Consider the following 16,396-nt stretch of genomic DNA (forward strand, 5'->3'; position numbering starts at 1 on the left):
GATCGGGGTGGTGCGCGACGCGGACGGGTGGTGTCAGTGGGCGGTGACCGACTCGACCTCCCAGAGCGCGGCGACCGCGGTGTTGAGGATGCCGAGGACGCCCGCGTAGTCGATCAGCCGACCATCGTTGCTGCCGCGGCGGGCCCGGGCCGCGGCCATCTCGGCGCACGCGCCGCAGGCAAGGGCCACGGCCAGTTTGACGCCGATCTTGGCGTGGTTGAGCGGCTGGTCCTGGGATTCCTTCAGGGCCACGATGACCAGCCCGGTCAGGATCTGCACCCGCGCGCCCCAGACGACGACGGACAGGCCGCGGCCGGACTCCACACCCCGGGCGCGCAGGCTGATCCAGCCACCGACGATGCACGCCATACCGATCAAATGGGCCAGGACCAGGGCGTTTTGAACTACCTCCACGCCGAAACCTTAAACGGTCGACCCGGCCGAGGATGGCACCGGATCAGACCAGCTTGCGGCCCATTGCCCAGGCGGTCAGTTCGTGCCGCGAGGACAGCTGCAGCTTGCGCAGCACCGAGGAGACATGGGTCTCGACGGTCTTGACCGAGATGAATAGCTCCTTGGCGACCTCCTTGTACTGGTAGCCGCGCGCGATCAGCCGCATCACCTCGCGCTCCCGCGCCGAGAGCCGGTCGAGTTCCTCATCGACCTCGGCGATCTCGCCGGCCGCCGCACCGAAGGCGTCCAGGACGAACCCGGCCAGCCGGGGGCTGAACACCGCGTCCCCGTCGGCGACGCGCACGATCGCGCGATAGAGGTCGGTGCCGGTGATCGTCTTGGTGACATAACCGCGGGCGCCGGCGCGGATCACCGCGATCACGTCCTCGGCGGCATCCGAGACCGACAGGGCCAGGAAGCGCACCGGTCGCCCCCGCTGGCTGTCGACGGCGACGCACCCGGCGAGCACGTCGACGCCACCGCGGCCGTTGCCGCCGGGCAGGTGGACATCGAGCAGCACGACATCCGGCAGCTCTCGCCGAATGGCGACGATCGCCTCGTCGACATCGGCGGCCTCGGCGACCAGGTCGAGGCCACCCCCCGCGACCTCGGTCAGCTCAGCCCTGACGCCAGTGCGGAACAGGCGATGGTCGTCGACGACGACGACGCGGATCGGTCCCACCTCGGGATTCGGCTGGGGCTGCTGGGGTGTCGTCATGTCGGTTCTCCTTCGGGGGGCGGCAGGGTCAAGATCCACTCCGTGCCCGGATCGCGCACCCGCAGCTGGGCCTGCCCGCCGTGCCGCTTCATCCGGCCGATGATCGACTCGCGCACGCCGAGCCGGTCCTCGGGGATCGCGTCCAGGTCGATGCCCGCGCCGTGATCACGCACGAACGCCTCCACGCCTTCCGGCCCGGCCTCGACATAGACCGAGACGGGGGGCCTACCGTGCCGGACGGCGTTGGCGAGGGCCTCCCCGAGCGCGCGCACGAGCGCCTGTGCCGGATCGTCCATCTGGCGTTCGCCGGTGATCACCAGATCGACCGGTATGCCGTGCGCCGCCTCGACCTCGTCGATCACCTCGGCGAGCGCGCCGGAGAGGGTCGTGGCCGCGGCGGCCCCGCCGCCATACAGCCAGCTGCGCAGCTCGCGTTCCTGCGCCCGCGCCAAGGTCGCCACCCGGGTGGCGTCGCTCGATTGCCGTTGGATCAGCGCCAGTGTCTGCAGCACGGAGTCGTGCAGGTGGGCCGCCATGTCGGCCCGCTCGTCGGCGCGGGCACGTGCGGCCTGCTCCGCCCGCAGCTCGCCTAGCACGCGGATCGCCCACGGCGCGACGAGCAAGGCGGTGCCGAGGAGGACGACGAGCACCGCGATGACGATGTCCCACGTCTGACGCAGCGGCGCGTCGCGCGTGACCAGGGCGACACCACCGGCCGCGGTCACGGCGACCCCGACGCCGAGCCGCAACACCGCCTGCCAGCCCGAGCCGGCCAACCAGCGGTTGCGCCGCGCGGCGTCGAGTTGGGAGAGTCCGATGACCGCGCCCACCGCGATCACCAGCAGAGGGAGCAGCACGCCCAGCCGCAGATCGAGGCCCGCTCGCTGACCGAGCAGGGCAAGCCCGCCGAGGGCCAGCAGCGCACCGACGAGGACCAGCGAGCCGCCCTCCGGGACGATTGGCCGCGGGATAGCGGTTGCCCCGCCGCTCGAGCCGACGCTGCTCCGGCTGGAGGAGCGAGGGTCACTGGCCGCGCCTTCGCCGCCGGGCGTGCCCTCGCCGCCGGCCTTCGTTGCCGCGCCGGCAGGTGGCGACGCGCCCGCCGGGAGATCGTCCGCCTCGGGGGTCAACGCCCAGAGCATCGCGTAGGCGAGCACGCCCGGCCCGAGGGCAGCCAGAACGAGCATGGCGATGCGCACGACACGCGTCTGGGTGCCGACGTGCTCGGCGAGACCGGCGCACACGCCAGCGACCTGGCGCCCCTCCAGCGGGCGGACCATCCGCCGCGGCGGGGCGACGGCGATCTCGTAGGGTGTGGGCACACCTCAAGTCTGACCCACGGCCGCTCCGAACACGTCATCCGCGAGGGGATTTGGGGGCGGCTTCCGGGGGGCCTCAGGGTCGACCCGCATGGGCGCCGGCACGCGAGCCAGGGAGGATCGTCGGTATGACGTCATCTCCCGCCCCGGACGCCATCGTCGATCAGGTGCTTGACGCTGTCGCCGACGTGGGCATCACCCGCCGCGCCGACGACCGTTGGGTCGCCGGGATCTGCTCCGGAATTGCCGCTCGCTTCGACATCGACCCGGTGGTCGTTCGGGTCGCGACGATCACCCTCAGCCTGCTCACCGGCCTCGGCGTCGTCGCCTACGGCGCCGCCTACCTGCTGCTCCCGGCACCGGATCAGCCGTCCCCGATCGCCCGGGCGCGCGCCCAGGGCACCAACTCGGTGATCCTGCTGGTTTTGCTCGGCGCGCTGACGGTCCTGGGGATCGGCGCGGCCTTTGGCGGTATCGACAGCTTCGGCTCCTGGTCCCCCGTTCCGGTGATCCCGGTGCTCATCGGGGTCGCGTTGCTCTATTACTTCAAGGGTGGCCTCCTTAAGAGAGGGTGCGCGCACGGCGCCGGACGAGGCCATCGATTCGGGAGATCGTTCGCGGGCAGGCGCGCGCCCGGCCATCGGGGGGCAACGGCCGCGCCGCCCCCGCCACCTGCGGGCACGAGCGTCCCGGCTCCCGGGACAGTCCCTGCCACCGGGCAGTCAGCCCCGCAAGATGGCCCGCCCGTCGCCGATCCGGTCGGCCCTCCCGTGCTCATCCCGGTCCCGGCGCCGCCTGCCGGCCCCGGCCCGGTCCCCTTCGCGCAGCAGTGGGCACCCGCAGCGTCCCCGACCGGAGCGTCGTGGCTGTCGTCCCAGCCAGCGACCCCGCCGGCGGCGCCGTCCCAGCCCTCACCGTGGGCCCAACCGGCCGGGCCGGCTCGGCCAGTCGCCGTCCGCCCCCGGCACCGGCGGCTCGGCGTGGTCGGCACGCTGGCCGGGCTGGGGGCCGCACTCGCGGCATACGGAATCGCCGTTTTGGTGCACCGCGCGAGCGGCGCCGATGGCAGCGCCACCCCCGTCGGTCTGGCGGCAGCGCTGGCGGCGCTCGCGCTGGTTCTCATCGTCGCCGGCAGCCGGGGTCGGCGCGGCGGTCTGGTCGCCCTGGTTGCCTTTCCCCTGGCCATCGCCTGCGGCGCCAATGCGGCCAGCGGCTCGGACGTGTGGCGCGATGGCGCCGGAGAGCGGACGTGGGCACCGACGACCAACGCGCCGGCGGACTACCGGCTGGGCGCGGGAGACGCCGTGCTCGACCTGGCCCGTTTCCCCCAGCACGCCAGCGGCCAACCGCCCCGGATCGGCGCCCACGTCGCCTTCGGCCAGCTCTCGATCCTCATCCCCAAGGATCTGACGGTGCAGGTGGACAGCACGATCCGATGGGGCAACGTCAGCGAGAACGACACGGTCGGCAACCGCCGCGCCGACACTGGCGGCAATGACGTGCACCTATCGCGCACCTATGGCAGCGGCGAGCCCGACGTGGTCGTCACGGCGACCGTCACCGGCGGCGAAGTCGCCGTCACGAGGAAGTGATCGCCGTGGCCCGCACCGAACGTCCGATCGCCACCACCCCCCACCTCGGGACCGTCGTTCTCGGCCTGGTCCTCCTCGGAATCGCCGGCGCGACCCTGCTCGCCCAGGGTCGCCACGGCGACGTCAACTGGTCAGCCGTGCTGCCGTATGCCGTGCTCGGCGCCGGCGCGGTTCTCGTGACCGTCGGCCTGATCGTCCAACCGCGATACCGACGCAGACGCCCCCGACGGTAAGGGTCGCAGCCGCCAAAACCCCGCCGAGGTCGTCACTTTTGGGCGAGGTCTGATGATCGGTAGTCCGACTTCGGCAAGAAACGCAGACCTCAGCGAATCTGGGGATCCGCCGCTTTCGCAGCCCCGGCTCCGAAGTCATCGCCGCTCAGACGTCATCGCCGCTGCCGTCGCAGCCCCCGTTCGCGCGGGCCGCGGCGGCCAGCCAGCCGGTGAAGCGCTCGTCCTGGAGCAACCGCGCCCGGTCGAGGCGGGCGAGGTCGGCGAGCGGGATCCCGGCGGCAGCCGCCGTTGTCCCGTCGGCGTCGTGGACGATCAGCTCACCGGGCTCGGGGATGCTGGCCACATAGATCAACCGGACGACCTGATAGTCCTCCCACCGGCCGCTTGGCGCCCGGCCGGTCCAGTGCATCGTCGCCAGGTCGAGCAGCTCGATCTCGCCGAGATGTTGCCCGGTTTCCTCCCAGACCTCCCGGCGCAGGCCGGTTCCCGGGTCCTCACCCGGGTCGACGCCACCGCCAGGGAGGGTCCACGTGCCGCGTCCGAAGCCCACTTTGTCCGACAGCTCGGCCAACAGAAGGGCTTGGTCGCGGACCACGACGGCGTATGCCGCCAGCCGCTGCGCCCGGTGGACCTCGGCGCCCGCAGGCACGACCTCGGCGCCCGGGCCGGGGGGCATCCGGGTCGGCCGGGCCGGGCCATCCCCGGCAGCCGGCGCCACCCGCAGCCGCAGGACCGCCCCGTCATCGCCCGCCGGGGTGAATGCCGCCGTGACGCCGACGATGTCGTAGCCCAGGTCGTGCAGCACTTCGGCGGGGTCGTCGCCGTGGTCCAACACCAGCTGCGCAACCGGATCGTCGAGCACGGTCCGCGCCTCGATGAGGATGCCCCGATTCACCGCTCCTCCTCTGTATGCCGCCAGTCTCCGACCTGCGCCCGCCCAGATCCCCGCCCGCCCGGATTCCGCCCGCCCGCTTTCCGCGTGCCCCGAGCCTGGAGCTTCCGGGCCCGGAGCTTCCGGGTCCGAACTCGCGGCAATCGGCCCGCCACACCGGCACGCTTCCCGATAGCGGCCCTCGGTCGTGGCCACGACCGCGGGCCAGCTTTGTGCCGGGACGGTCAGCCGGTTGTGCCGGGCGATAGCGGCGCGCAGGGCGTCGTCGGTCAGCAGTCTCGTCGCGGCCGCAGCCAGTCCGGCGTCATCGGCGGCGAGCAGCCCCTCGACGCCGCTGCTGACGAAGTCCGTGGTGCCCGAGCCACCGAGTGCGACGACGGGCAGCCCCGCGGTGCGGGCCTCGAGCGCGGCAATCCCAAAGGACTCCATCCGAGCCGGGGACAGGTAGAGGTCGGCGCCCGCATAAGCCCGGGCGAGATGTTCTCGGGGCACCCGGCCAGGCAGGTGAATCCAGTCGTCGCCGTGTCGGGCCGCGCGGGCGAGGCCGAGGAGCGGGCCGTCGCCAAAGACGGTCGCTTCGAGGGGGATGGACGCCGGCACCCGCGCTCGGATGCTGCGCAGGATCCGCAGCAGCGGCAGAACCCGTTTGCGGGGGGCGAGCCGGATCGCGGTGGCAATCCGCAGCGGGGCACCACCCGACGGGGCCTCACCGGGTGGCGCTCCAGTGGAGGCACCGGCACCGAGTGCCGGATCGGGTAGCCAGCGCGCCGGGTCGATTCCGTTGGGCAGGACACCGACCCGCGCGCCGCCCGCCACCGCCGCGATACGGCTGGCCGCCACCGACGAGACCGCCGTCAGCACGGCGCCCCGGCTGCCCCACCGCCGAGGTGAACCAGTCACCGCGAACGCAGCACGACTCGCGCTCCCCCACAACGAATGCCAGGTGACGACCGTTGGAATCCTTTGGGCCAGAGCGAGTTCAGCCATGTCGTGCGCAAACGGCGAGACGATCCCGGCATGCACGTGGACGACGTCGCAGCCCGCCAGCATGGGCCGCACGATGCGCGGGGCGCGCGGGTTGACCGGCAAGTCGAAGGGCAGGCGGGCGGTGATCCGATGAACGCGCACGCCCTCGTCCCACTCCTGGCCCGAGCGCCGATCGGACCCGGGGGTGGCGGTGAACACCGCGACGTCATGGCCGGCCACCCGCAGTTGCCGAGCCAGGTCGCGCACTTGGGTCTCGATGCCACCCAGGCGCGGGGGGTAGCAGTCGGACATCAGCGCGATCCTCACGGGGGCTTAGCCTGCCACGGCAGCGTCGGCTCCCGCCCATTCACGCCTTCGGCTGAACCACACCAGCTCCGGTTCGGACCAGGCCCTAGAGTGGCGGAATGACGGCCCGTCCGCGCGCAGCCGACGTCGCCCGCGCGGCGGGCGTCTCGGTGACGGCAGTCTCCTTCGTGCTCAACGGAAACGACTCCGGGAACATCTCGGCAGCCACAAAGGAACGCGTGCTGCGCGCCGCCGCAGAGCTGGGCTATCGACCCAATCGGCTCGCCCAAAGCCTGCGCCGCCAGCGCAGCCATGTCGTCGGCCTGCTCACCGACTCGATCGCATCCTCGCCCTTCGCCGGGCGACTGCTCGCGGGAGCGGCCGACCGAGCGGGCAGCGACGGCTACGTCCTGCTCGTCCACGACTCGCACGGGGATGCCCGCCGCGATCAGGGCGCGGTCGACGAGATGCTCGCCCGCCAGGTCGACGGCCTGGTCTATGCGACGATGGGGTTGCGCGAGTTGGAGAGCTTGCCGCTCACCCCGTTGCCGCTCGTCCTCGCCAACTGTTACCAGAGCCCGGACGCCCATCCGAGCGTCGTCCCGGATGACGCCGGGGGAGCCCGCATCGCGGCCGAAACCCTGCTCCTGGCCGGGCATCGGCGGATCACCATGCTTGGCGGGACGCCGCCGCGCGCGTCCGAGACGGGATTCCAGGCCGGCAATGTCTCGGGGCCGGTGCGCGAGCGCGCCTTTCGGACCGCCACTCGCGCCGCTGGGTTGCGTTCACCGGACGTCCACGTGCGGACGGTCGGCTGGCAGATCGACGACGGCTACCGCGGCGCCCTGCGTGTGCTGGCCGACGGCCCCGGCCACGCCCTCCCCGCCCACTCCCGGCCGAGCGGCATCGTCGCGGTCAACGACCGAGTCGCCGCCGGCGCCATGCTCGCGGCGGCGAGCCTGGGGATCCGAGTCCCGGACGACCTGTCGATCGTCGGCTTCGACGATCAGGAAGGGTTGGCCGCCTTCCTTGTGCCGGGCCTGACGACCCTGGCGCTGCCGCACGAGGCGATGGGCCACCGCGCAGTCGACCTGCTGTTCGCCCGTCTGGGGGGCGAGGATCTGCCGGCGACCCGCGAGCTACTTCCCTGCCCCCTGGTCGAGCGCGGCACCGTCGCTCCGCCGCTCGCGTAGCTGGCCTTCGATGCGGTGCACGCTCGCGCCGCTCCCCTCGGGAAGGTGGAGCGTCCACGCCACCTGCGTACGCCACGTCGAGGCAGTGGCGGCGACCGGGAAGACTTCGGCAACAGCCGAATCCACCCACACCGTGTCGCCGTCAGCGAGGGCGATCCCCGGGCTCACCGACTCGCCACCGACGCCGACGCTGCCACCTCGGCCGACGAGCCTGCCCCGCCCGTGCAGGTAGACCACGCCCGCGGCGGGCAGAGTGTGATCGCCCGGACCGAGCCGTTCGGGCGAGTCCTCGTCGGGCAGCGCCGTAGCCACGTCCGGGTGCACGACGCAGCGCACGCCGTCCCCGTCGATCACCAATCGGCGCGGCAAACTCAAGCATCCGGCGACCGGCAGCGCGTCATCCGGGCGGGCGTCCTCGCGGATCCAGCCGATAAGCAGCGGCGAAGCGTCGTCGGTGTTGACGACGTGGGCGGCATAGAAGGCGTTCCCGGTGTCGAGGAAGCCCGCCTGCTGCGCGGTGAAGCTGAGGGTGGAGTCGTGGCTCTCGAGGTCGCCGGTGACCCAGGCGACCTCTTCGAGACGCCCGGCGCGCCAGGCCGACAAGATCAGCGCCACGCGCTCCCCCACCAGCGCGAGCTGGGGGCATTCCCAGATGTCGATCGTGGGCAGGCTCTCGAAGACGGGGTCGTGGTGGGCGGCGAGCACCCCGAGGTAGTTCCAGGAGAGGATGTCGTCGCAGTCGAACAGCAGGACGGCGCCGTCGCCGTCGAGTAGTTTGGCGCCGACGATGGCCCACCGATGTCCGTCGCGGTCGAAGACGTAGGGGTCGCGCATGATCTCCACGCCTGCGTCGCGCGGGGTGTGGGCGACGACCAGGGGGTCGGACCACTCCAGCAGGTCGGCACCGCCCCAGCGCAGGCACACGGAGCTCTGGTGGGAGTCGTCGGCTACACCCGAATAGACGACGGCCGGGCGTTCCAGACCCGGCACGAATACTCCTGTCCAGCAACCAAACGCATCGGGCCCACCCGAAGTCGGCCCGAATGCGACGGGCTGTTCGGTCCACGTCACCAAGTCGGGACTGGTCACATGCCCCCAGTGAATTGCGTTGTGCACCGGCGCTGCCGGGTTGTGCTGGAAGAAAACGTGCCACTGGCCGGCGGCATACGTCATGCCGTTGGGGTCGTTGATCCAGCCGAACGACGGACGAATGTGATAGCTCGGCAGCGGGAGCGCGGTCATGGCTCCCATGATCACCGATGGCTTCCGGCAGTGAGCCCTTCGCGCAGGGTGCGCTGGCCGAAGATGAACACGGCGAGCGCCGGGATCATCGAGATGACCACGCCGGCGAGGACGGTGGCCACGCTGCCGGTGCCCATATTTCCCTGCAGGGAGACCAGGCCGAGCGGCAGCGTGAAGTTCTCCTCGCTGATCGTCATGATGAGCGGCCGGAAGAACTCATTCCAGTGGTAGTTGAACGCCAGGATGCCGACGATCGCCATGCCGGGGGTGGCGAGCGGCGCGAAGATCGAGAAGAACGTGCGCCACGGGCCGGCCCCGTCGATCTGGGCCGCTTCGGAAAGTTCGTCGGGTAGGCCGAGGAAGTACTGCCGCATCAAGAAGGTGCCGAACGCCGTGGGGATCGCCGGCAGGATCAGGGCGAGCAGGGTGTCCGATAGGCCCATGCCACGGATGAGCATGAACACGGGGACGATGGTGACCTGCATCGGCACCATCATCGTCGCCAGGACGATTGCGAAGAGCGCGTTGCGGCCGCGGAAGTCGACCTTGGCGAAGACGTAGCCGGCCATCGCCGCGGTGATCATCTGCCCGATCGCGCACGCCGCCGTGACCAGAACGCTGTTGAGGATGAGCAGTTTCATGTCGACCTGTTCGAAGACATCCCGGTAGGAGCCGAAGTCCAGGCTGGACGGGATCAGATTTGCTGAGGCACCGAGGGATTCGGTGACCGGCCGCAGCGACGTCGAGATCGTCCAGAGCACCGGTCCCAGGGTGAGCAGGGTGCCGATGAGGAGGATGACGTATTTGCCCAGCTTGGACGGGGCATACCAGGCGTGGTGCGAGATGCCGGGAGAGCGGCCGCTGTCGCTGCTCGCCTTCTCGGCGGTGGTAGTCGTCATCGTGGTCACCTCAGCTGTAGAAGACGAAGCGGCGGGACAGGCGGAACTGCAGCGCGGTGACGAGCATGATGAGCACAGTCAGCACGATGCCGATGGCCGAGGCGCGGCCGAATTTCAGCTGCTGGAAAGCAGATTCGTAGATCACCATGACCGCGGTCCGGGTTGCGTCGCCGGGTCCGCCGCGGGTGATGACGTAGGGCTGGTCGAAGATCTGCAGCGCCGCGATGATCGCCATAACGCTGGCGACGAGCATCGTCGGGCTGACGAGCGGCAAGGTGATCCGCCAGAACTGCCGCCACCCGGTGGCCCCGTCGATCGAGGATGCCTCATACACCTCACGGGGGATCGAGGCCAGGCCACCGAGGAAGAGCAGGAAGGAGAAGCCGAAGTTCTGCCAGACGTAGACCAGGATGATCATGATCATCGCGCCGGCCTCGGAGTTCAGCCAGGGGATGGCGGGGACGCCGACCTTGCCGAGGAAGTGATTGACCAGGCCGAAGTTCTGGTTGAACAAGTAGCTCATCATGATCGACACGCTGGCGGCCGACAGGATCAGCGGGAAGAAGAAGACCGACCGGAAGAAGCTGCGCAACGCGTTCGGCATCTTGGACTGCACCAGCACGGCGAGTCCGAGCGCCAGGGCCAGCTGCAAGGTGACGGCCGCGATGACGAACAGGATCGTGTTGAGGAAGCTCACCCGCACCGTCGGGTCGGTCGCGATGTCGGCGAAGTTGGCCAACCCGACGAACTTCGGGTTGCTGATGATGTCCCATTCGAAGAACGCGAGGACGAAGGAGGCGATGATGGGGATGACGGTGAACAGGCCGATCCCGATCACGGTCGGAGCAAGAAAGAGGGTCGCGAACAGGCGGCTCTGCTTGCGCCGGCGCCTGGTGTCGTGTTCGGCCTGGTCCACGTGCGCGGCATCGGACAGGACGGGTTCGATGGGTGCTGATGACATCATGACCTCCCGAGGGCAAGAGTGAGATCGCGGTCGAGGGTGCGCAGGTTGCCCCGCAGGGACTCGCGGCTGCCCGCGGTGACCGCACCGAGGACGTTCTTGATCAGCGCCGTGTCGATGGCCGCCTGCTGGGGTGGCGCCGGGATGGGGGACGCGCCGACCTTGTCGAGGGTGTCGTAGAAAACCTGCCAGTGCACGGGACCCTTTGTGCCGTATAGCCCTTCGTTGCACATCGAGCGCCGCGTGGGGGTGGTGTTGGGAGTGGGGAAGGCCAGCTGCATACCCTCCCGCGAGGTGCAGAACTTCACCCATTCCCACGCCTCGTCCTTGCGCTTGGAGGTGCGCATGATCGCGTATCCCGCGGCGCCGAGCTGGTGGTGCTGCGAGGCCCACTTGGGGAAGAACTGGACGTCGAAGTCCGTCTTGGTCATCCCCGCCTCGTTCAGGCCCTGGACCCAGAACCCGCCGGCCGGCGTCATGCCGATGCTGCCGCCGGCGAATTGAGCGACCAACTCGTTGCCGCCGCCCTGGGCCGGGCTGGTGCCCAGGCCCTCGGCGACCAGCTCCCGCAGGAACTCGAAGGACTCCTCCACCTTTGGATCGAGGGCGTTGCTCTCCTCCCACAGATAGCCGCCGGTGCGGCCGGCCGCCGCCGGATCATCGGCGTAGAAGGTCGACCAGAGCCATTCTCCGCCAGTGGCTTTGGTCTCCTTGAGGAAGCTGGTGTCGTTGATGTAGAGCCACGGAACGCTGCCGCCCCACAGGCGGTTGGTCCAGTAGAACGGGACGAACGGTGCGTTGTTGCCCTGCCGCAACGCTCGCGCAATGGTCAGGAAGTCGTCCGTCGTCCAGTCGTCGGCTGGCCGACCGATGCCGGCCTTCTCAAAGGTGCTGGTGTTGTAGTAGACGTTGGCAGCGTTGAAGTCGATGGGCAGTTGATAGAGGTTGCCCTTATACATGAACGCCTCGATGAGGCTGGGGTGGACATCGCTGAAGTAGTCCTGCATGACGTCCTTGTCCCGTTGGACAAAGGTGTCGAGGGGCTCGGCGAGCCGGTCGGCGAAGAGCTGGGCGCCCTCGGTCGCGACGACGCACACGTCCGGTGGGGTGCCAGCCGCGACCATCGTGAGGATCTTGGCGAAGAAGTTGGACCAGTCCTGGCCCTGGACCGCCTGGATCCGGACATTGATCTCGGGATGGATCCGCCGGAAGGCATCGATGAGATTCTGTCTCGCTTTGGCGTCCTGGTTGGTGCCGAGAATCGCCACGGTCAGGGCGTCGGTGCCCCGTCCCGGGATGTCGGTGGCGAACAAGCGGGGGATGTTCGCGCCGAACAGGCCGACCGCTCCAACGCCCGCCGCACCGAGGAGAACCCGTCGCGTCAGATCCGTCATCGTTGACTCCTAAACGTTGACTCCTAAATCGATTTAGCTGCGGTAAGAGTAATCCCACTCACACCACCCGTCAAGGGGTCGCTTCGGGTCACTCTGCGACGGCGCCCGGTGGCGTTCGAGCTCCATTCACCCCCGTGCGCAAGGATGGGGCCACTATGTCCCGCCGCACCCTGGTCGCCTTCCACGCCCACCCCGACGACGAGGCGCTGCTGACCGCCGGGACGATGGCCAAGGCGGCCGCGCAAGGACACCGCGTCGTCCTTGTCCTGGCCACCGACGGCGGCCTCGGGCTGGCATCGCGCGACTTCCACGGCGGCGACGGGCTCGCCGCGGTGCGCCATCGGGAGGCGCTGGCCAGCGCCCGCGCCCTCGGCGTTGCCCGCACCGAGTGGCTCGGCTATGCCGACTCCGGGCTCGGAGATGAGCTGTATGCCGATCCGGCCGGCGCGGTCCGCTTCGTCCGCGCCCCCGTGGCCGAGGCCGCACAGCGCCTGGCCGCGATCCTCGCCGACGAGGATGCCGACGTGCTGCTGTCGTATGACGCGAACGGCGGCTACGGCCACCGCGACCACGTGCGCGTGCACGAGGTGGGTGCGGCGGCCGCTCGTCTCGCGGGGACGCCGCGAGTTCTCGAGGCAACGATCCCCCGCGATCTGTTGCTTACCGGAATCCGCCTGTCCGCCAAGGTCTATCGCTATCCCCCCGAGTTCGATATCGCCAGCTTCGAGCGCGCCTTCGCGGCGCGGGCCGAGCTCACCCACCGGATCAACGTCATCCGGTATGCCGCGGCCAAGCGCGCCGCGATGCGCGCGCACGCCTCCCAGGCCAGCGCCGATGGTGGGGACCGCACGCTGGCGGCCTTCCTGCGGATTCCGCGGCCGGCATACGACCTCGTCTTTGGCCGGGAGTGGTTCCGCGACCCGGCGCATCCCCCGGGAGCAGCGGTGGCGCGGGACGTCTTTGCGGGGCTGGCGTGAGCGAGACGACGACGAGGTTCCACGTGCGTCCGCGGCAGGTGCTGCAGGTGATCGCCGGGTTCGTGCTGTCGGCGGTCTTGCTGATCTGGGGGCTGCCGCACTTTGCCAAGACGAGCTGGGGCGAGGTGTGGGACATCGTCGACAACCTTCCGCTCGGCCGGGGGCTGGCGTTCCTGGGGCTGGTCCTGCTGGGATTGTGGAGCTACACCTTCACGTTGACCGGGTCGATGCCCGGGTTGAGTCATCTGCGCGCGCTGATCGTCAACATCTGTGGCTCGTCGGTGAGCAATCTGCTCCCCGGCGGCGGCGCCGTCGGCCTGGCCGCGACCTATGCGATCTGCCGAAGCTGGGGGTTTGGCCGCCGCGTGGTTTCGACGTCGGCGATCGTCACCGGGGTGTGGAACACCCTCTCGCGCATCGCGCTGCCGATCATCGCACTCGCCGCATTGACAGCCGGGCGCGCGGGCATGCCCACGGTGATGCGCGACGCCGCGGTTGCCGCCGTGTTGAGCGGAGTGCTGATCGTTGCCCTCTTCGTCGGGATCATCGCCTCGGAGAGCGCCGCCGCCCGGATCGGGCACACGCTGGACCGGCTGCTGCGGCCGCTGACCCGCCGGACCAACCGGACGATGTCGATCGATGCCCTCGTGCGCGATCTGCGCGCCCGGATCATCGGCGTCGTGCGCACCGGCTGGCTGCCGATGACGCTCGGCCTGATCGGTTACTTCGGCTGCTACTACGTGCTGTTCGTCGCGATCATGCGCACCACCGGCGTCGAGCTCTTCCACGGGGAACTGTTCGCGGCGTTCGCGATTGGCCGCCTGCTGACGGCCGTCGGCGTCACCCCTGGCGGCGTCGGCATCACCGAGACCGGCACCGCAGCCGCCCTCGTCGCCTGGGGCGCCGTGCCGGCCGAGGCGACCGCCGGCGTGGTGATGTTCTCGATTTTCACCCATCTGATGGAAGTCCCCCTCGGCGCCCTCGGCTGGCTGGCCTGGACGCTCCTGCCCAAGACGCCGGCCGACGACGGCACGGACGCTCTCGACCCGCAGCCGGGGTGAGGCATCGAGCCTCACGATCCAGGAGTGGGCGCTCTGCAGTCATGTCGCCGTCAAATCCTGTGGGGATACGAAGATGCCACGGCGTCGAAACGCCGCCGGTGCGTGAACGATCGCGTCGGCCCGGGCGGCCGGCGGTGCGTCAGCCGAGCAGCCGCCGGACCTGGCGGGTGCGGGCCTGGTCGGCGAGGTCGTCGTCCAGGTCGGCGGGGGCGAAGGGGGCCCCGGTGGCGTGCTCGGCGGCATACGAGATCAGGGAGTCGGCGAAGCGCGGGTTGGCGGGCAGGATCGGGCCGTGCAGGTAGGAGCCGAAGACATTCGCGGTGCGCGCGCCCTCGGTGGCGTCCTCGCCGTTGTTGCCGAAGCCCGAGCGGACCGTCCCGAAGGCGGCCTGGCCGTCGGCGAGTCGCGTTGAGCCGGAATGGTTCTCATAGCCGACCACGTCTCCGAACTCGGTGTCGAGGACGACCGGGCCGATCATCCGCTTGGCGTTGCCCTGGGTCGTGACATCAAGGATGCCGAGGCCCGGCAGCGTGACGCCGTCGACGGTGACGAAGGCGTTGCCGAACAGCTGATACATGCCACAGATCATCAGCATCGGTATGCCGCCCGCTGCCAACTCCCGCAGCCGGGTCGCGATCGCCGCGAGGTCGGCCTCGACCCGCGCCTGGCCGGAGTCCTGGCCACCGCCGCCGAGCAACAGATGCGCCTGCCCCGGGAAATCCGCGCCCGGATGATGGTCGTGCAGCACCGGGGAATAGCCGTGGCGCCGCAGCCGGGTCAGGATCGCCCGGGTGTTGCCGAGATCGCCATAGATGCTCATCTCGCGCGGATAGAGGTGGACGACGTGGACCTCGCCCTTGCTCCCCTGACTCATGGCCCCTCCTCCCCGAAGGCCGGCAGATTGAACCGGGCCGCAAGCTGTTTGCGCAGCGCCATCATCGCCGTGTAGGTGCAGAAGATCCGGGCCGGGCTCACCACGGTGGTCGGCGAGGAAGCGCTCCAGGGCGACGGCCAGGTCGGGCTCGACCGCGGCGACCGGGACATCGTCATAGTCGAGTCGCAATGCCATGTCATAGGCCCGTATGCCGCTCGTCAGCTCCACGCCCCGCTCCCGCAGGCTCTCGAACGAGACGTCATAGAGCCAGGAGACGTCGCGGCCGTCGGCGTAGTCGTCGTTGATCGCGATCATCGTCGCGACCGGTGCCCCGCCGTAGGTGCCGAGCGCGACGGTGAACCCCGCCGGATTCTTGACCAGCACCAACTCCAACGGTGCGCCGTCGGCGTCGATGACCTCGCCGCGGCCGAAGGGCGCGGTAACCGCGGCCAACGCGGCCGCCGCAGTCCCGGGGTCAAAGGTGTCGCCGAGGATGAGTCGGGCCATCCCGGTCGCCGCGGTCGCATTGATCATCGCCGCCAGGCCGCGCTGCTTGAGTGCCAGCGGGCCCACGACATCGCGTCCAGATGGGCCGAGGAGGATCTCGAACGAGCGGTCGTCGGCAGGGCGCAGCAGGACGTCGTCCGCGCCCGCCGGGGGCGGCGCGAAATCGTCGCCGAAGCGGACATCCTGCTCCTGCAACTCGGGCAGCCGGTCGGCAATCGAGTCGTCGACACCGAAATACCGAACGGCGACACCGGGTCCGAGGTCACCGGCGATCCGGGCAACGAACGCGTCGTCCCGGTTGAGCACGACGCCCGAGGTGACCGCCTCACCGAGCTGGGCGAGCAGCCTCGCCGTGTGGTCGATCTCGGCGAAGCGGTCCAGCTGGTCGCGGGCGACGTTGAGCAGCAGCGCGTGCGTCGGCGGCACGGCGGCGGCAAAGCGCAGCGCGTGCGCCTCGTCGAGTTCGACGACCGCCAGGTCGGCCCGCAGCCGTCCGTTCAGGCCGACCTCGCCGAGCAGCGAGGACAACACGCCCCGGGTGAAATTGGACCCGGTCGGGTTGGTGAAGACCTCCCGGCCGTGGGCGCGCAGTAGCGCGACGAGCATCTTGGTCGTCGTCGTCTTGCCGTTGGTTCCCGACACCACGACGATGCCGCCGGTCACGCGGGCCAGCGCGTGGGCAAGGACCCCGGGGTCGATCCGTTCGGCGATCAGGCCGGGGAAGGCCGAGCCCCCTCCCCGGGCGCGGGTGACCAGCCGCGCGGCCTTGCCAGCGGCGACGGCGAGAGCGGGGCGAAGCGGCATACGGC

General features: G+C 70.2%; 14 protein-coding genes. 5 read left to right on the forward strand and 9 right to left on the reverse strand.

What is annotated here, in order from left to right; genetic code table 11:
• Positions 1-33: 33 nt before the first annotated feature.
• The 3 genes from V9G19_RS22620 to V9G19_RS22630 are packed head-to-tail and all read right to left on the reverse strand — an operon-like array spanning position 34 to position 2,493.
• Positions 34-414: a hypothetical protein gene (locus tag V9G19_RS22620; protein ID WP_462287650.1), complete on the reverse strand. Its 381-nt coding sequence runs from the start codon at positions 412-414 to the stop codon at positions 34-36.
• A gap of 43 nt (positions 415-457) precedes the next feature.
• A complete protein-coding gene (locus V9G19_RS22625; RefSeq protein ID WP_462287651.1) occupies positions 458-1,171 on the reverse strand; it encodes a LuxR C-terminal-related transcriptional regulator in 714 nt (237 codons plus the stop codon).
• Positions 1,168-2,493, reverse strand: a complete 1,326-nt coding sequence (locus tag V9G19_RS22630; protein WP_462287652.1) for an ATP-binding protein — start codon at positions 2,491-2,493, stop codon at positions 1,168-1,170. The genes V9G19_RS22625 and V9G19_RS22630 overlap by 4 nt, the downstream gene beginning before the upstream one ends.
• Before the next feature lie 125 nt (positions 2,494-2,618).
• Between V9G19_RS22630 and V9G19_RS22635 the strand changes: the two genes are divergently transcribed.
• Both V9G19_RS22635 and V9G19_RS22640 read left to right on the forward strand, forming a co-directional pair.
• Positions 2,619-4,082 carry a PspC domain-containing protein gene (locus V9G19_RS22635; protein ID WP_462287653.1) on the forward strand — a complete coding sequence of 488 codons (1,464 nt, stop codon included), beginning with the start codon at positions 2,619-2,621 and terminating at the stop codon, positions 4,080-4,082.
• A 5-nt stretch (positions 4,083-4,087) separates the two neighbouring features.
• Positions 4,088-4,315, forward strand: a complete 228-nt coding sequence (locus V9G19_RS22640; RefSeq protein WP_462287654.1) for a hypothetical protein — start codon at positions 4,088-4,090, stop codon at positions 4,313-4,315.
• Between the two features lie 145 nt (positions 4,316-4,460).
• On the opposite strand, the gene V9G19_RS22645 is transcribed toward V9G19_RS22640, so the two are convergent.
• On the reverse strand, positions 4,461-6,485 hold the full coding sequence (locus V9G19_RS22645; RefSeq protein ID WP_462287655.1) for a glycosyltransferase: 2,025 nt from the start codon (positions 6,483-6,485) through the stop codon (positions 4,461-4,463).
• A gap of 113 nt (positions 6,486-6,598) precedes the next feature.
• Here V9G19_RS22645 and V9G19_RS22650 point away from each other — a divergent pair, with 113 nt between their 5' ends.
• Positions 6,599-7,672 (forward strand): LacI family DNA-binding transcriptional regulator, encoded by a 1,074-nt coding sequence (locus V9G19_RS22650; protein WP_462287656.1) that lies wholly within the window; start codon positions 6,599-6,601, stop codon positions 7,670-7,672.
• Here V9G19_RS22650 and V9G19_RS22655 read toward each other — a convergent pair.
• Genes V9G19_RS22655 through V9G19_RS22670 form a run of 4 tightly spaced genes read right to left on the reverse strand, consistent with a single transcriptional unit; the run spans position 7,619 to position 12,168 of the window.
• Complete coding sequence (locus V9G19_RS22655) at positions 7,619-8,914, reverse strand: glycoside hydrolase family 32 protein (protein WP_462287657.1); 1,296 nt, start codon at positions 8,912-8,914, stop codon at positions 7,619-7,621. The two genes, V9G19_RS22650 and V9G19_RS22655, sit on opposite strands and share 54 nt — an antisense overlap.
• Positions 8,915-8,925: 11 nt before the next feature.
• A complete protein-coding gene (locus V9G19_RS22660) occupies positions 8,926-9,813 on the reverse strand; it encodes a carbohydrate ABC transporter permease (RefSeq protein ID WP_462287658.1) in 888 nt (295 codons plus the stop codon).
• 10 nt (positions 9,814-9,823) lie between these two features.
• Positions 9,824-10,774, reverse strand: a complete 951-nt coding sequence (locus V9G19_RS22665; protein ID WP_462287659.1) for a carbohydrate ABC transporter permease — start codon at positions 10,772-10,774, stop codon at positions 9,824-9,826.
• The gene (locus tag V9G19_RS22670; RefSeq protein WP_462287660.1) at positions 10,774-12,168 is read right to left on the reverse strand and encodes an ABC transporter substrate-binding protein; all 1,395 of its coding nucleotides are present in this window, start codon (positions 12,166-12,168) and stop codon (positions 10,774-10,776) included. Before V9G19_RS22670 ends, V9G19_RS22665 begins: the two co-directional genes overlap by 1 nt.
• Positions 12,169-12,323: 155 nt before the next feature.
• Here V9G19_RS22670 and V9G19_RS22675 point away from each other — a divergent pair, with 155 nt between their 5' ends.
• Both V9G19_RS22675 and V9G19_RS22680 read left to right on the forward strand, forming a co-directional pair.
• A complete protein-coding gene (locus V9G19_RS22675; RefSeq protein ID WP_462287661.1) occupies positions 12,324-13,145 on the forward strand; it encodes a PIG-L deacetylase family protein in 822 nt (273 codons plus the stop codon).
• On the forward strand, positions 13,142-14,206 hold the full coding sequence (locus V9G19_RS22680) for a lysylphosphatidylglycerol synthase transmembrane domain-containing protein (RefSeq protein WP_462287662.1): 1,065 nt from the start codon (positions 13,142-13,144) through the stop codon (positions 14,204-14,206). The genes V9G19_RS22675 and V9G19_RS22680 overlap by 4 nt, the downstream gene beginning before the upstream one ends.
• 139 nt (positions 14,207-14,345) lie before the next feature.
• Here the strand turns inward: V9G19_RS22680 and V9G19_RS22685 are convergent, their stop codons facing one another.
• On the reverse strand, positions 14,346-16,391 hold the full coding sequence (locus V9G19_RS22685) for a MurT ligase domain-containing protein (RefSeq protein ID WP_462288100.1): 2,046 nt from the start codon (positions 16,389-16,391) through the stop codon (positions 14,346-14,348).
• Positions 16,392-16,396: the final 5 nt, after the last annotated feature.

This window comes from Nostocoides sp., assembly GCF_037045025.1.
Taxonomy (GTDB): Bacteria; Actinomycetota; Actinomycetes; order Actinomycetales; family Dermatophilaceae; genus Nostocoides_A.

Excerpts from the sequence above, each read along its gene's own strand:
- V9G19_RS22625 (WP_462287651.1), bottom strand. The coding sequence starts at position 1,171 with ATGACGACACCCCAGCAGCCCCAGCCGAATCCCGAGGTGGGACCGATC.
- V9G19_RS22635 (WP_462287653.1), top strand. The coding sequence starts at position 2,619 with ATGACGTCATCTCCCGCCCCGGACGCCATCGTCGATCAGGTGCTTGAC.
- V9G19_RS22645 (WP_462287655.1), bottom strand. The coding sequence starts at position 6,485 with ATGTCCGACTGCTACCCCCCGCGCCTGGGTGGCATCGAGACCCAAGTG.
- V9G19_RS22650 (WP_462287656.1), top strand. The coding sequence starts at position 6,599 with ATGACGGCCCGTCCGCGCGCAGCCGACGTCGCCCGCGCGGCGGGCGTC.
- V9G19_RS22655 (WP_462287657.1), bottom strand. The coding sequence starts at position 8,914 with ATGACCGCGCTCCCGCTGCCGAGCTATCACATTCGTCCGTCGTTCGGC.
- V9G19_RS22660 (WP_462287658.1), bottom strand. The coding sequence starts at position 9,813 with ATGACGACTACCACCGCCGAGAAGGCGAGCAGCGACAGCGGCCGCTCT.
- V9G19_RS22665 (WP_462287659.1), bottom strand. The coding sequence starts at position 10,774 with ATGTCATCAGCACCCATCGAACCCGTCCTGTCCGATGCCGCGCACGTG.
- V9G19_RS22670 (WP_462287660.1), bottom strand. The coding sequence starts at position 12,168 with ATGACGGATCTGACGCGACGGGTTCTCCTCGGTGCGGCGGGCGTTGGA.
- V9G19_RS22675 (WP_462287661.1), top strand. The coding sequence starts at position 12,324 with ATGTCCCGCCGCACCCTGGTCGCCTTCCACGCCCACCCCGACGACGAG.
- V9G19_RS22685 (WP_462288100.1), bottom strand. The coding sequence starts at position 16,391 with ATGCCGCTTCGCCCCGCTCTCGCCGTCGCCGCTGGCAAGGCCGCGCGG.